The sequence below is a fragment of the Bradyrhizobium sp. FW305-F6 genome (genome assembly GCF_058782905.1).
Genome location: NZ_JBYSYD010000002.1, coordinates 1,303,619 through 1,316,673 on the forward strand (window position 1 = coordinate 1,303,619; position 13,055 = coordinate 1,316,673).

10 protein-coding genes are annotated in these 13,055 nt (G+C 65.4%); 5 read left to right on the forward strand and 5 right to left on the reverse strand.

Going from position 1 to position 13,055, the window contains the following annotated elements; genetic code table 11:
* The first annotated feature begins 340 nt into the window (after window positions 1-340).
* Together metF and metH are read left to right on the forward strand one after the other, a co-directional pair.
* Window positions 341-1,258, forward strand: a complete 918-nt coding sequence (metF, locus tag AC3WLX_RS17480; RefSeq protein WP_492336872.1) for a methylenetetrahydrofolate reductase [NAD(P)H] — start codon at window positions 341-343, stop codon at window positions 1,256-1,258.
* 6 nt (window positions 1,259-1,264) lie between these two features.
* A complete protein-coding gene (metH, locus tag AC3WLX_RS17485; protein ID WP_492336873.1) occupies window positions 1,265-5,110 on the forward strand; it encodes a methionine synthase in 3,846 nt (1,281 codons plus the stop codon).
* Window positions 5,111-5,397: 287 nt separating this feature from the next.
* On the opposite strand, the gene AC3WLX_RS17490 is transcribed toward metH, so the two are convergent.
* The gene (locus AC3WLX_RS17490; protein ID WP_492336874.1) at window positions 5,398-6,027 is read right to left on the reverse strand and encodes a glutathione S-transferase family protein; all 630 of its coding nucleotides are present in this window, start codon (window positions 6,025-6,027) and stop codon (window positions 5,398-5,400) included.
* A gap of 114 nt (window positions 6,028-6,141) precedes the next feature.
* On the opposite strand from AC3WLX_RS17490, the gene AC3WLX_RS17495 reads away from it, so the two are divergent.
* Both AC3WLX_RS17495 and AC3WLX_RS17500 read left to right on the forward strand, forming a co-directional pair.
* Window positions 6,142-6,561: a DUF6636 domain-containing protein gene (locus AC3WLX_RS17495; protein WP_492336875.1), complete on the forward strand. Its 420-nt coding sequence runs from the start codon at window positions 6,142-6,144 to the stop codon at window positions 6,559-6,561.
* Window positions 6,562-6,564: 3 nt separating this feature from the next.
* On the forward strand, window positions 6,565-7,191 hold the full coding sequence (locus tag AC3WLX_RS17500) for a hypothetical protein (protein ID WP_492336876.1): 627 nt from the start codon (window positions 6,565-6,567) through the stop codon (window positions 7,189-7,191).
* A 103-nt stretch (window positions 7,192-7,294) separates the two neighbouring features.
* Here AC3WLX_RS17500 and AC3WLX_RS17505 read toward each other — a convergent pair whose 3' ends face one another.
* Window positions 7,295-8,647: an MFS transporter gene (locus AC3WLX_RS17505; RefSeq protein WP_492336877.1), complete on the reverse strand. Its 1,353-nt coding sequence runs from the start codon at window positions 8,645-8,647 to the stop codon at window positions 7,295-7,297.
* Window positions 8,648-8,767: 120 nt separating this feature from the next.
* Between AC3WLX_RS17505 and AC3WLX_RS17510 the strand changes: the two genes are divergently transcribed.
* Window positions 8,768-9,709 carry a LysR substrate-binding domain-containing protein gene (locus tag AC3WLX_RS17510; RefSeq protein ID WP_492336878.1) on the forward strand — a complete coding sequence of 314 codons (942 nt, stop codon included), beginning with the start codon at window positions 8,768-8,770 and terminating at the stop codon, window positions 9,707-9,709.
* A gap of 167 nt (window positions 9,710-9,876) precedes the next feature.
* On the opposite strand, the gene AC3WLX_RS17515 is transcribed toward AC3WLX_RS17510, so the two are convergent.
* From AC3WLX_RS17515 to AC3WLX_RS17525, 3 genes are all read right to left on the reverse strand, one after another.
* Window positions 9,877-10,470: a GNAT family N-acetyltransferase gene (locus AC3WLX_RS17515; RefSeq protein ID WP_492336879.1), complete on the reverse strand. Its 594-nt coding sequence runs from the start codon at window positions 10,468-10,470 to the stop codon at window positions 9,877-9,879.
* A gap of 271 nt (window positions 10,471-10,741) precedes the next feature.
* Complete coding sequence (glpK, locus tag AC3WLX_RS17520; protein ID WP_492336880.1) at window positions 10,742-12,247, reverse strand: glycerol kinase GlpK; 1,506 nt, start codon at window positions 12,245-12,247, stop codon at window positions 10,742-10,744.
* Between the two features lie 281 nt (window positions 12,248-12,528).
* Window positions 12,529-12,936 (reverse strand): endonuclease domain-containing protein, encoded by a 408-nt coding sequence (locus AC3WLX_RS17525; protein ID WP_492337314.1) that lies wholly within the window; start codon window positions 12,934-12,936, stop codon window positions 12,529-12,531.
* Between the last annotated feature and the right edge of the window lie 119 nt (window positions 12,937-13,055).

Sequence of the window (13,055 nt, forward strand, 5' to 3'; positions counted from 1 at the left end):
CCGGCGCAGCGGCAATGGGCTGGCGGCGCAGGTCGAACCGGCGAGCAGCACAGATCGGCGGTTGGGACACAGGAAGGCGATCTGATCTCAATATTAAACTGCCCACCGTCAATGGCGACGGCCTCCAAAGCACGAAATGCAATATATCTCGAAAATTCAAGTAATTACGCGCAACAGCGATTTGCCCACCCATCCCCCGTCATACCCGAAAATTCTACCAAAACTGGATTCAATGGGCCATTTCCCACAATCGATGGGCTGTTAGCTGGACCGCCTTTGCCCTATCTTAGCTTCTCCAAGTTAGACCCGACCGCTGCCTGACACTGGAGTGAGTGGTGCCATGACTGACGTGACGACGCCTGCGACGGCCAACGGGCGAGACGGGCACCTGAAACCTGCGATCTCCTTCGAGTTCTTTCCGCCCAAGACCGAAGAGATGGAGCGCAATCTCTGGGAGACCATCAACCGGCTGGCCCCGCTGGAACCGAAATTCGTCTCGGTGACCTACGGCGCCGGCGGTTCGACCCGCGAACGCACCCACTCGACTATTGCCCGCATCCTCAAGGAGACTGCGCTGCTGCCCGCCGCGCACCTGACCTGCGTCGGAGCCTCCCGCGGCGAGATTGACGAGATCGTCGACCGCTATCACGAGGTCGGCGTCCGCCACATCGTCGCCCTGCGCGGCGATCCCGCCGGCGGCATCGGCACGCCCTATGCGAGCCACCCCGACGGCTACCAGAGCTCGGCCGCGCTCGTGGCGGGGATCAAGAAGCGGCACGGCGATATCGAGATCTCCGTTTCCGCCTATCCCGAGAAGCATCCCGAAGCGCGCGACTTCGATGCCGACATCGACACGCTCAAGGCCAAGGTCGATGCGGGCGCGACGCGCGCGATCACCCAGGTGTTCTTCGATAACGATCTCTACTTCCGCTATCTCGACCGCGTCCGCGCGCGCGGCATCGACATCCCGGTCGTGCCGGGCATCATGCCCATGCACAATTTCAAGCAGGCGCGCAATTTCGTCACCCGCGCCGGCACCACCGTGCCGGACTGGTTCGCCGCGAAATTCGACGGCCTCGACGACGATGCCGAGACACGCAAGCTCGTCGCCGCGACCGTCGCGGCCGGTCAGGTGCAGAAGCTCGCCAAGCACGGCGTCGACACCTTCCATTTCTACACGATGAACCGCGCCGATCTCGTCTTCGCGATCAGCCATCTGCTCGGCATTCGCGCCAAGAGCGCGCAGAAGGCGGCTTGAGAGAACATGACCGTACCTGCTTCGCCGAAACGCACCGTCCTGCTCGACGCCGCGCGCGAGCGCATCCTCGTGCTCGACGGCGCCATGGGCACGATGATCCAGAACCTCCAGCTCGACGAGGCCGCCTTCCGCGGCGAGCGGTTCAGGAACTTTCATCGCGACCTCCGCGGCAACAACGACCTCCTGATCCTGACCCAGCCGCAGGCGATCGAGGACATCCACGCCGCTTACTTGCGCGCCGGCGCAGACATCGTCGCGACCAACACCTTTTCCACGACCTCGATCGCGCAGGCCGATTACGACCTCACCGATATTGTTTATGAAATGGCGCGCGAAGGCGCCCGCCTCGCCGGCAATGCGGCGCGGCGCGTCGAGGCGGAAGACGGCAAGCCGCGCTTCGTCGCCGGCGCCATCGGCCCGACCAACCGCACTGCCTCGATCTCGCCCGACGTCTCCAATCCGGGCTACCGCGCCGTCACCTTTGATGACTTGCGCAAATCCTATGGCGAACAGATCCGCGGCCTGATCGACGGCGGCGTCGACCTCTTGCTGGTCGAGACCATCTTCGACACGCTGAACGCCAAGGCGGCGCTCTATGCGATCGCCGAGATCACCGAGGAGCTCGGTATCGACCTCCCCGTGATGGTGTCGGGTACCATCACCGACAAATCCGGCCGCCTGCTCTCGGGCCAGATGCCGGAGGCGTTCTGGAATTCGGTGCGGCACGCCAAGCCCGTGACCATCGGCTTCAACTGCGCGCTCGGCGCCGAGGACCTGCGCGCGCATATCGCCGATATCGGCCGCGTCGCCGATACGCTCGTCTGTGCCTATCCGAACGCCGGCCTGCCCAACGAGTTCGGCCAGTATGACGAGACGCCCGAATACATGGCGCGCCTGATCGGCGAGTTCGCTCGCGACGGCCTCGTCAACATCGTCGGCGGTTGCTGCGGCACCACGCCGGACCACATCGCGGCGATCGCAGCCGCCGTCGCTCCGCACAAGCCGCGCATCGTTCCCGAGATCGCGCCACGCCTGCGGCTTTCGGGCCTCGAGCCGTTCGCGCTGACGGAGGCCATCCCGTTCGTGAACGTCGGCGAGCGCACCAACGTCACGGGCTCGGCCCGCTTCCGCAAGCTGATCACATCAGGCGACTACACCGCCGCGCTGCAGGTCGCGCGTGACCAGGTCGAGAACGGCGCGCAGATCATCGACGTCAACATGGACGAGGGCCTGCTCGATTCCGAAGCGGCGATGGTGACGTTCCTCAACCTCGTCGCCGCCGAGCCCGACATCGCCCGTGTCCCCGTCATGGTGGACTCCTCGAAATTCTCCGTGATCGAGGCCGGCCTGAAATGCGTGCAGGGCAAGCCGGTCGTCAACTCGATCTCGATGAAGGAAGGCGAGGAGAAATTCATCGGCGAGGCGCAGATCGCGCGCCGCCACGGCGCGGCCGTCGTGGTGATGGCGTTCGACGAAATCGGCCAAGCCGACACATTCGCCCGCAAGACCGAGATCTGCAAGCGCGCCTACGACATCCTGGTGAACCGGGTCGGCTTCCCGCCGGAGGACATCATCTTCGATCCCAACATCTTCGCGATCGCGACCGGTATCGAGGAGCACAACAATTACGGCGTCGACTTCATCGAGGCGACGCGCTGGATCCGGCAGAACCTGCCGGGCGCGCATGTCTCGGGCGGCGTCTCCAATCTGTCATTCTCGTTCCGCGGCAACGAGCCGGTGCGCGAGGCCATGCACTCGGTGTTCCTGTATCACGCCATCAAGGCCGGCATGGACATGGGCATCGTCAATGCGGGGCAGATGATTGTCTATGACGACATCGACCCTGAGCTGCGGCAGACCTGCGAGGACGTCGTCCTCAACCGCGACGCAGGCGCGTCCGAGCGTCTCTTGGCGCTGGCGGAGAAATTCCGCGGCAAGAAGACGGAGAGCAAGGAAGCCGATCTCGCCTGGCGCGAATGGCCGGTGGCGAAGCGGCTGTCGCATTCGCTGGTGCACGGCATCACCGAGTTCATCGAGCAGGATACCGAGGAGGCCCGCAAGACGTCGTCGCGCCCGCTCGACGTGATCGAGGGACCGCTGATGGCCGGCATGAACGTGGTCGGCGACCTCTTCGGCGACGGCAAGATGTTTTTGCCGCAGGTGGTGAAGTCCGCGCGCGTGATGAAGCAGGCCGTCGCCTACCTCATGCCGTTCATGGAGGAGGAGAAGGCGCGCAACCTCGCCAACGGCATCGGCACGGAGGGCTCCTCGTCCGCCGGCAAGATTGTGCTCGCGACCGTCAAGGGCGACGTCCACGACATCGGCAAGAACATCGTCGGCATCGTGCTCCAGTGCAACAATTTCGAGGTGATCGACCTCGGCGTGATGGTGCCGGCGGCGAAGATCGTCGAGACGGTGAAGGCTGAGAAGGCCGACATCGTCGGGCTGTCGGGGCTGATCACGCCCTCGCTCGACGAGATGGCGTTCTTCGCCGGGGAATTGCAGCGTGAGGGCCTCAAGCTGCCGCTGCTGATCGGCGGCGCCACCACCAGCCGCGTGCATACGGCGGTGAAGATCGACCCGAGCTATCGCGCAGGCCCCGTCGTGCACGTCAACGACGCCAGCCGCGCCGTCGGCGTCGCCTCCGCGCTGCTGTCGCCGGAAAAGCGCGAGGCCTATGCGGCCGAGGTGCGCGCCGAATACGCAAAAATCTCGGAGGCGCATCTGCGCGCGCAGGCCGACAAGAAGCGGCTGAAGCTGACTGATGCCCGCGCCAACCGCGTGCCGGTCGATTTCGCCAAGAGCAAGCCGGTGAAGCCGACCTTCCTCGGCATCAAGAGCTTCGACGAGTACGATCTCGCCGAGCTCGTCCCGTACATCGACTGGACGCCGTTCTTCCAGACCTGGGAGCTCGCCGGACGCTTCCCCGCCATCCTCGACGACGCCAAGGTCGGCGAGGTCGCGCGCTCGCTCTATGACGACGCGCGCAAGATGCTCGACGCTATCGTCAAGGAGAAGTGGTTCCGGGCGCGCGCGACGATCGGCTTCTGGCCGGCCAACGCGCAAGGCGACGACATCGTGCTCTATGCCGACGAGAGCCGCACCAAGCCGATCGCGACGCTGCACACGCTGCGCCAACAGCTGGAGAAGCGCGAGGGCCGCTTCAACGCGGCGCTGTCCGACTTCATCGCGCCCGCCGGCGTGCCCGACTACATCGGCGGCTTCGTCGTCACGGCGGGCATCGGCGAGGACGCGGTCGCCGACCGCTTCAAAATGGCCAACGACGACTATTCCTCGATCCTGTGCAAGGCGCTGGCCGACCGCCTCGCCGAAGCCTTTGCCGAACGCATGCACGCGCGGGTGCGCCGCGAGTTCTGGGCCTATGCGCCGGACGAGACGCTCTCCACCGACGATCTGATCCTGGAGAAATACCAGGGCATCCGCCCGGCGCCGGGCTATCCCGCGCAGCCCGACCACACCGAGAAGGCGACGCTGTTCGAGCTGCTCGATGCCGAGGCGACCGCCGGCGTGAAGCTGACCGAGAGCTTTGCGATGTGGCCGGGCTCCAGCGTGTCCGGGCTCTATTTTGCCAGCCCCGAGAGCTATTATTTCGGCGTCGGCAAGATCGAGCGCGACCAGGTCGAGGACTACGCCGCGCGCAAGGGCATGAGCGTCGCGGAAGCCGAGCGCTGGCTGGCCCCGGTGCTGAACTACATTCCCTCGCAACAGGGCAAGGCATTCGCGGCCAGACCTGCGAATGACGAACCCTCGAACGACCTCGCCTCGCATCCGCCGGGCTGCACCTGCGCGGTGCACCTCGTCTGGCAGAAGAAGCGAGCCGGCGCGGGGTAGGCGGCGTTCAAAACAGAAATTGAGAAAACAACCCCATGCACAGTAGCGATGGGGTTGAAAGAGTTGAGTTATTTCTGTTTCACCGAAATCGCGTTGCGACGTCGGGCAAAACGGGGGTAGTATGGCATCATTGGGCTGTCGTGTCGGACTGACAACGCTCGCCAAGCCCAGCGCCGTCATTCCGGGGCGCGCGTAGCGCGAGCCCGGAATCCATCGTGCAGCGCATGACGCGGAGAAATGGATTCCGGGCTCGCGCCAAGAGGCGCGCCCCGGAATGACAGAGCGCCTCACCCCTTCGGCGGCGCCAGTGGCTGCACGATCTCCTGGAACGGCGCCAGCGCTTCGCAACGCTCGGCATGGGCCGCCAGCGCCGGATAGCGCGAGGCGTCGAACAGCTGCGGGTGCGCCTCTCGGGTGAAGCGGACGACGCAGGCGACGGCGACGTCGGCATGGCCGATGCGCTCACCCAGCCAGTACGGCGTCGTCACCTTGGCGCGCTCGGCCTCGAGCACCTTCAAGACGTCGCCGATCTGCGCCTGGCAACGCTCGACCCACAGCGCCAGCTGCTCCTTCCGCAGCACGCGCTCGTAGAGCAGGCTCACCGCCTTGTCGCCGAGGCCTGACGCGAGCGCGCAGATGCGCAGATGCTTGCGCCGCTCGGCACCGCCGCGGGGCAGCATCGCCTTGTCGGGACCAACGAGGTCATCGAGATAATCGAGGATGATCATGCTCTCGATCAGCGCCTCGCCATCGTCGAGCACCAGGGTCGGCACCCGGCGCAAGGGATTGTAGGGCGCGATCTTGTCGGCATCGCCAAAGGTCGACCACGGCTTGTGCTCGAACGCGAGCCCGTAGAGCCGGAGCGCGATGGCGACGCGGCGGACGAAGGGGGAATCATATTGGCCGATCAGGAACATGGTGCACCTCTGGTCATTGCCGGGCTTGACCGGGCAATCCATCCTTCCTCAGATTAGAGAACGATGGATGCCCGGATCAAGTCCGGGCATGACGGAGCTGGACGCGGAGCGCCTATGTCGCAACGACTCGCAATGGTCACACTCGGGCTATCCTTGCTCAGCCCGCACGCCGCCCAGGCACAGGACCGCCCGACCGGCTTTCTGACACCGTCGAAGAACATCGCCTGCCAGTTCTTCTCGGATAACGGCCAGGGCGTGCTCCGTTGCGACATCATGAGCATGGACGCGCGCCCGCGCCGTCCCGCCGATTGCGAGCTCGATTGGGGCCATGCCTTCGAGATGAGCGCGAAGGGCGCGGCAGGCCGCATCTGCGCGGGTGATACCGTGATGGACACGTCGCTGCCCGTGCTGGCCTATGGCGAGGTGTGGCAGCGCGGGGGATTTACGTGCCGGTCGGAGCAGACGGGATTGACGTGCTTCAATGCGATGCAGCGGGGGTTTTCCCTGGCGCGGGGGAAGCAGGAGGTGTTTTGAGACATGTTCCGCTCACTCTTGATCTTTGCAATAGCCTCGATCACGATCGCGGCCGCGTGGGGCCAGAACGACGTGACTGCTGAGAAGTCTCCATCGCTCAAGATATTGGGCGCCTACTCCTACAGCGCTGACGAGGTGGCCTATACCCGTTTTATCCGGGAACTGATCGATTTCCACGATCCTCCTAATTTCAGCGAAGAGCTGAAAGCCTTCCTGCGGAGCGTTGGCAGAGGCGGTGAAATCGTGCCTTTGACTGATGAGGATCGACAGGAATGGGAGGACGACCTGCGGCGCAACATGGACGATGCAGCAGTCTTCGAGGTGCAGGTCACAAACCCAGACGCAAAGTTCAGTATGTCCGACTTCGTCCAGGCCGACCCATCGCGCCCAAAGGAACAGTGGCAGGTCGCATGGGACGAGACGTTCCTGACGACAGATGGCGAGACGGTGATCGACATCGGTCGCGGGCGCAGGCTGCCCGAGGCCAGACAGTACCGCGTGGTTTTCGTGATCCATTCCTGGAAGCCAGGCCTGCCACTTGGCTCCAGCTACGGGGAGCTTCAGCCTCCGCCGATGCAGCCATTACCCGAACGATTGTGGCGGCTCGCTCCGTACGATCTGCCGAACTAGGCCGCGTCCTATAAAACCTCAGAAGCGTCACGCAATTGATGACTGGGTCCGCTTCCCCGACCGTCGACCAGTCGTGGGTCAACCAGAGCCATATTTCATGCGCTCACCGATCGGCGGGAAGCAGGAAAACTGCTGCAAGCGCGCCCAGGACTGCTGTTGACGCCGCGGCAGCAAAGATGGCCGCGAGGGCTTGCCCGCCACCAACTACGGCCAGCGCAGCGATCCCAAGCGCGAAGCCACCCTGCCGCGCCACGATCGTCATGGCGGAGGCCATGCCGGAACGGTCTGGCGGGGCGAGCGCAAGCAGGGCACCCGAAAGTTGCGGGTGGGAGAGCGCCGCTCCGCTGCCGATCGCGATCATGCCCGCGAGCATGAGGCCGAGGGTCTCGGCCGTATCTGTACGCCAGAGCGATGCAAGTAAAAGGAGATTGCCGACGGCGAGCATCGCGAGAGAATACGCGAAGTGCCAACGCCAACCGATGCGCATGACGAGGTGGGCGCCAATTGGCGGCACGATCAGCATCGGCGCCGTTGCGGCGAGCAGCGCGAACCCAGCACGGCCGGCGTCCCACCCGAATGCGTTCTGCAGTGCAGGCGGCAGATAGACAAGGATAGCCCAGTAGCTGACGGAGACCGCAATCAGCAGCAGGCCGACACCGATCATCGCGGATGTCCCGAACACGGTCGGGTCGAGGAGCGGCACAGCGCGCCGACGCTGCTGAAGGGCGAAGCCTGCCAACAGCAGAAGTGCCGCGCCGCCGAGACTCGCAGCAACGATCATATCGGCGCGTAGACGCAACGTGGCCTCGATCATTAGCGCGAGTGCCATCGTCAACAGAGCAGCGCCGACAATATCGAGCGAGCGCTTCTCCGCGGCCTGGCTCTCCGCAACGAGCCGAGGCACCATGAGGGTCAGAGCCGCGCAGAACGGCACGTTGATGAAGAAGATCCAGCGCCACCCGGTCCAAGCCGTGATCACGCCACCGAGCGTCGGCCCCACGGCCATCCCGACACCGGAGACGACGCCCATCAAGGCGAACACACGCGCTCTGACGGCGGCATCCGGGAACGCGCTGGCAACGAGCGCCAAGGCGCCTGTGACGACGAACGCTGCGCCAACGCCTTGCAGACCTCGGGCGAGCCACAAGGACGGACCGTCCCAGGCAAGGCCGCAAGCAAGGGAAGCGACAAGGAAGATCGCATTGCCGGTCAGCAAGGCGCGGCGGCGGCCGAAGCGATCGGCGATGGCCCCAGCCGCCAGCAGCATGCCCGTGAAAGCGAGCGAATACGCATCGATCACCCACGCCGTCGCGGCCATGCCAAAGTTGAGGCTATGCTCCATCGCCGGCAGCGCGACGACGACGGCGGTGACGTCGAGATTCGTGAAGAACGCACCGAGGCCGAGTGTCAAGGCAACGGAAAGATCACGAGCGGATAGCGAGGGTGCCGTCTTCACAAATCTTCTGCCGGTAAGTGTCGCGCAGGAGCCCTGCGATGCCCGCTGGTTATCATCGGTTTACGCTCCTGGCGTATGCCGAGTGTTCAATTCAGCATGAATCTCCTTCATAATGCCGACATGACCGCGCAACCTCCATTCGATGCCCTGATTGCCTTCGAAGCCGTGCACCGCCTCGGCAGCGTCACCGCCGCAGCAAGCGACCTCCGCGTGACGCAGAGCGCAGTGAGCCACCGGTTGCGGCGGCTGGAGGACTTCATGGGTTTGCCACTGCTGATGCGGACTTCGGGCGGCATGCGGCCGACGCCCGCCGGTGAAGCGCTTGCATCCGGCCTCGCAGAACTCCTCACCGGCCTCGGAGAGCTACGCGCACGATGCCGCGCTGCGGCCAGCGATGGCCCATTGCGCGTCGGCGTCAGTGCGGCGCTTGCGGACTATTGGCTGGTCGCACGCCTGCCGATGTTCAAGGCCCCGTCGACGCCGGTCGAGCTGATCATCGTCGAGAGCACGGCGCAAGCGATCCACCTCGATCTCGACATCACGATCCATTGGCTTCACGAGGGCGAGGCGCGCGAGACCTCGACGCAGCGCGTGTTGTTCCGCGAGCAGGTCTTCCCCGTTTGCCAGCCGAAACTGTTGCCGTCCGCGCCGCTCGACGATCCGATGCGCATTGCCGCGCTGCCGCTGATCCATAAGGGGGTTGGCGCAGACGCGAACGCGGGAACGGAGTGGTCCTGGTCGACGTGGTTCGCGCGACTTGGCCTCAATGCGCCGCCGCCGGTTGGACTGCGTTACGCCAATATGGCGACGGCAATCGGCGCCGCACTTCAAGGCAGCGGAGTCGTGCTGACGCGCTCACTCCTCGCGCGCGACGCGCTGATCGACGGCCGCCTTGTGCGCGTCCTGCCTGAGGCCTGGGATATGCCGTCGACCAAGGTGCACCTCGTGCGCTGGCCCGCGGCCCTGGCAAGTGATGCTCGTGTGAAGGCATTTGTCGCATGGCTTTTGGACGAGGCCAACGATGCGTCCAATAGGAGGCCCGGCGGCACCGCCGTACATTGATGCGCTGACCGCAGCGTCGGCTGCCCCTCGTCGCGCGCCAACCGATCCGCGCATCGCGCGGCCCAATGACGGGCTCCCCGGCGCAATCCAGAATCTGTCCGCGGGGGCAGCCTGGATTGCTTCGTCGCAAGGGCTCCTCGCAATGACGGCGGGGAGACCGACGCAGATCACTCGATGATCGGCACGTGCTTCGCCGCATCGCGCGGCGCCGTGCCGTCGAGCCTCGGATCATCCGCGATCTCGATCTGGCGGCGAAACGCGCGGAAGCCGGAGCGCTGGTAGAAGGCGACCGCGGCGGGATGATCGAAGGTGCAGGTGTGGACCCAGACGCGGCGGACGTCGCGCGACCAGGCACGCTCCAGCGCGCGGTTCATCAGGAAGCGGGCGGCGCCGGTGCCGATGAGACCAGCGGTGACGCCGAAATAGGTCAGCTCGCACTGGCCGGGTTCGCGGAAGTCGAGCTCGAGCAGCCCTTCGTCGCGGCCGTCGAGGGCGAGCGCGTAGACCTCGATTCCGGCTGCGTGGATGATGGCGGCGAGTTCGGCATCGGTCATGCGGGCGCGCGAGAACCACAGCCAGTTCTCACCGACGCGGCGGAAGAGATCGCGATACCAGGCAAGCGCGGGGGTATCGACCTTGCGCAGGATCCAGGCGCCGGGCGGATCGTCACGGCGCGCGGGAGGCGCGGTCATCTCGAGATGGGTGACGACGGCGGCGATCTCGCCGTGGGGGACGTCGGAATAGCCGTCGGGGAGGATCATGGGGGATTCCTATGGGGCAAACTAGCACTGTCGCCCCTCGCCCGGAACGCATCTGGCGATGCGTTCCCCGCAGGCTGCAGGGCAATCGCGTTTCAATTTTGCAGAGGCCGTCATGCCCGGGCTCGTCCCGGGCATCCACGTTCTTTGTGCTGCGCGGGAAGGCGTGGATGGCCGGGACGAGCCCGGCCATGACGCCGTGGAGAGGGTCGGTGCCATAAGCCCACATCCCATATGCGATGGCCCGCCGCAGCCGGGGAGAGGTGAGGAGCCGCTACCCCTCGCCCTCGTCGCTCGCCAGCACGCCCTTCACGGCCTTTGCCCATCCGGCGAGCTTCCGCTCGCGCGTGGCTTGGCTCATGTTTGGCTTGAAGCGGTGCTCGAGGCGCCAATTATCGGCGAACTTCGTTGGCTCGGGATAGACGCCGGCCTGGAGGCCGGCGAGGTAGGCGGCGCCCAGCGCCGTGGTCTCCTGGATCACGGGGCGATCGACCGGGGCATCGAGCAGATCGGCGAGGCGCTGCATGGTCCAGTCCGACGCCGTCATGCCGCCGTCGACGCGGAGCACGACGCTGGCGGTTTCCGAACTCGGCCAGTCCGCGCGCATCGCGGCCCAGAGGTCGTAAGTCTGGTAGCACACGCTTTCCAGTGCGGCGTGGGCGAGCTCGGCGGGGCCGGTGTTGCGGGTGAGGCCGAACAGCGCGCCGCGCACGCGCGGATTCCAGTAGGGTGCGCCCATGCCGACGAAGGCGGGGACGAGATAGACGCTCTGCATGGAGTCGGATTGATCGGCGAGCGGGCCGGTTTCGGCGGCGTGCTTGATGATACCGAGGCCGTCGCGCAGCCATTGCACGGCCGAGCCTGCGACGAAGATCGAGCCCTCCAGCGCGTAGGTGCGTTTGCCGTCGAGCTGGTAGGCGACGGTGGTGAGCAGCTTGTTCCTGGAGACGACCGGCGTGGTGCCGGTGTTGAGCAGCGCGAAGCAGCCGGTGCCGTAGGTCGACTTCATCATGCCCGGGCGGAAGCAGGCCTGGCCGATGGTGGCGGCCTGCTGGTCGCCGGCAATGCCGGAGATGGCGATGGGACCGCCGAACAGGTCCGGCGTGCTCTCGCCGAACCGGGCGGAGGAATCCTTCACCTCGGGCAGCATCGAGCGCGGCACGCCGATGATCTCCAGCAGCTCGTCGTCCCACTCGCCGGTGTGGATGTTGAACAGCAGCGTGCGCGAGGCGTTGGTGGCGTCGGTGGCGTGCACCTTGCCGCCGGTGAGGCGCCACAGCAGGTAGCAATCGACGGTACCGAACATCAACTCGCCGCGCGCGGCGCGGGCGCGGGCGCCGGGGACGTGGTCGAGGATCCAGGCGACTTTCGTCCCGGAGAAATAGGGATCGATGATCAGGCCGGTCTTCTGCGAGATCACGCCCTCGCGGCCGTCGGCTTTCAGCCTGGCGCAGATGTCGGCGGTGCGGCGGTCCTGCCAGACGATGGCGCGATGCACGGCCTGGCCGGTGGCGCGGTCCCACACCACCGTGGTCTCACGCTGGTTGGTGATGCCGATCGCGGCGATGTCCTTTGCGCTGATGCCGGCGTGCTCGATCGCCTCGCGGCAGACCATCACGGTCGAGGTCCAGATGTCCTCAGGCTCGTGCTCGACCCAGCCCGAGGCCGGAAAATGCTGCGGAAACTCGGCCTGCGCCTTCGCCGCGATGGAAATGTCGCCACGAAACACGATCGCGCGCGAGGATGTGGTGCCCTGGTCGATGGCGAGGACGAAAGACATGGGAGCTTACCTTGGCGTTGTTCCCCGGGGGGCGCGTTTGATTGAGGCAGAGAAAACGGGATTGCCGGCCAGAGGTCAAGGCGTGCGCGGCATACGCCTTCTTACCCTCCCCTCGAGGGGGAGGGTCGGATCACATGCAGCGAAGCGGAATGTGATCCGGGGTGGGGTGAAGGTCTCTCCGCAGCGATCAGTGCCCGTGGGGAGAGATCACCCCACCCCGCTCGCGCTGCGCGCGATCGACCCTCCCCCTCCAGGGGAGGGTAAGAAAGGGCGCTGCTCGATTACGTTGGCGTTTCTCGCTTGCGCCGGTGAGCGAGGTGCATCGTTTCCGCGTCGCGCGAGTCATAGAGCTCGACATAGATCCGTTCCATTACCGCGGTGAGATCAGCCCTGATCTCCGAGTTCCAGAAGCGGATGACGCGATAGCCTTCGTTCTCGAGCCAGCGTTGGCGTTCGAGATCGCGTGCGGCCGTGGCGTCTTCGTTGTGGTGGCCGCCGTCGAGCTCGATGATGAGGCGCTTGGCCGGGCAGAAGAAGTCGACAACGTAAGGACCAATTGGTGCTTGGCGACGGAAGTGCGAGCCATCCATGGGAAGGTCTTTGAGAGCACGCCACAACATCCGCTCGTGCGGTGTGGTGTTCTCTCTCAGCTTCTTCGCGGCGGCGCGGCGGATTGATGTCGAGACCAGTTGCGTGGCTTCACCCCACCCCGCTCACGCTACGCGTGAGCGACCCACGGGCAAACTATGCTCGTCCCGGACCCCTCCAGGGGAGGGTAAGTGAAGCGCGCTCGTCCTGCAATGGCAAG

Coding starts and splice junctions, on each gene's coding strand:
- metF (WP_492336872.1), top strand. CDS start 341: ATGACTGACGTGACGACGCCTGCGACGGCCAACGGGCGAGACGGGCAC.
- metH (WP_492336873.1), top strand. CDS start 1,265: ATGACCGTACCTGCTTCGCCGAAACGCACCGTCCTGCTCGACGCCGCG.
- AC3WLX_RS17490 (WP_492336874.1), bottom strand. CDS start 6,027: ATGTTCCTGATCGGCCAATATGATTCCCCCTTCGTCCGCCGCGTCGCC.
- AC3WLX_RS17495 (WP_492336875.1), top strand. CDS start 6,142: ATGTCGCAACGACTCGCAATGGTCACACTCGGGCTATCCTTGCTCAGC.
- AC3WLX_RS17500 (WP_492336876.1), top strand. CDS start 6,565: ATGTTCCGCTCACTCTTGATCTTTGCAATAGCCTCGATCACGATCGCG.
- AC3WLX_RS17510 (WP_492336878.1), top strand. CDS start 8,768: ATGACCGCGCAACCTCCATTCGATGCCCTGATTGCCTTCGAAGCCGTG.
- AC3WLX_RS17515 (WP_492336879.1), bottom strand. CDS start 10,470: ATGATCCTCCCCGACGGCTATTCCGACGTCCCCCACGGCGAGATCGCC.
- glpK (WP_492336880.1), bottom strand. CDS start 12,247: ATGTCTTTCGTCCTCGCCATCGACCAGGGCACCACATCCTCGCGCGCG.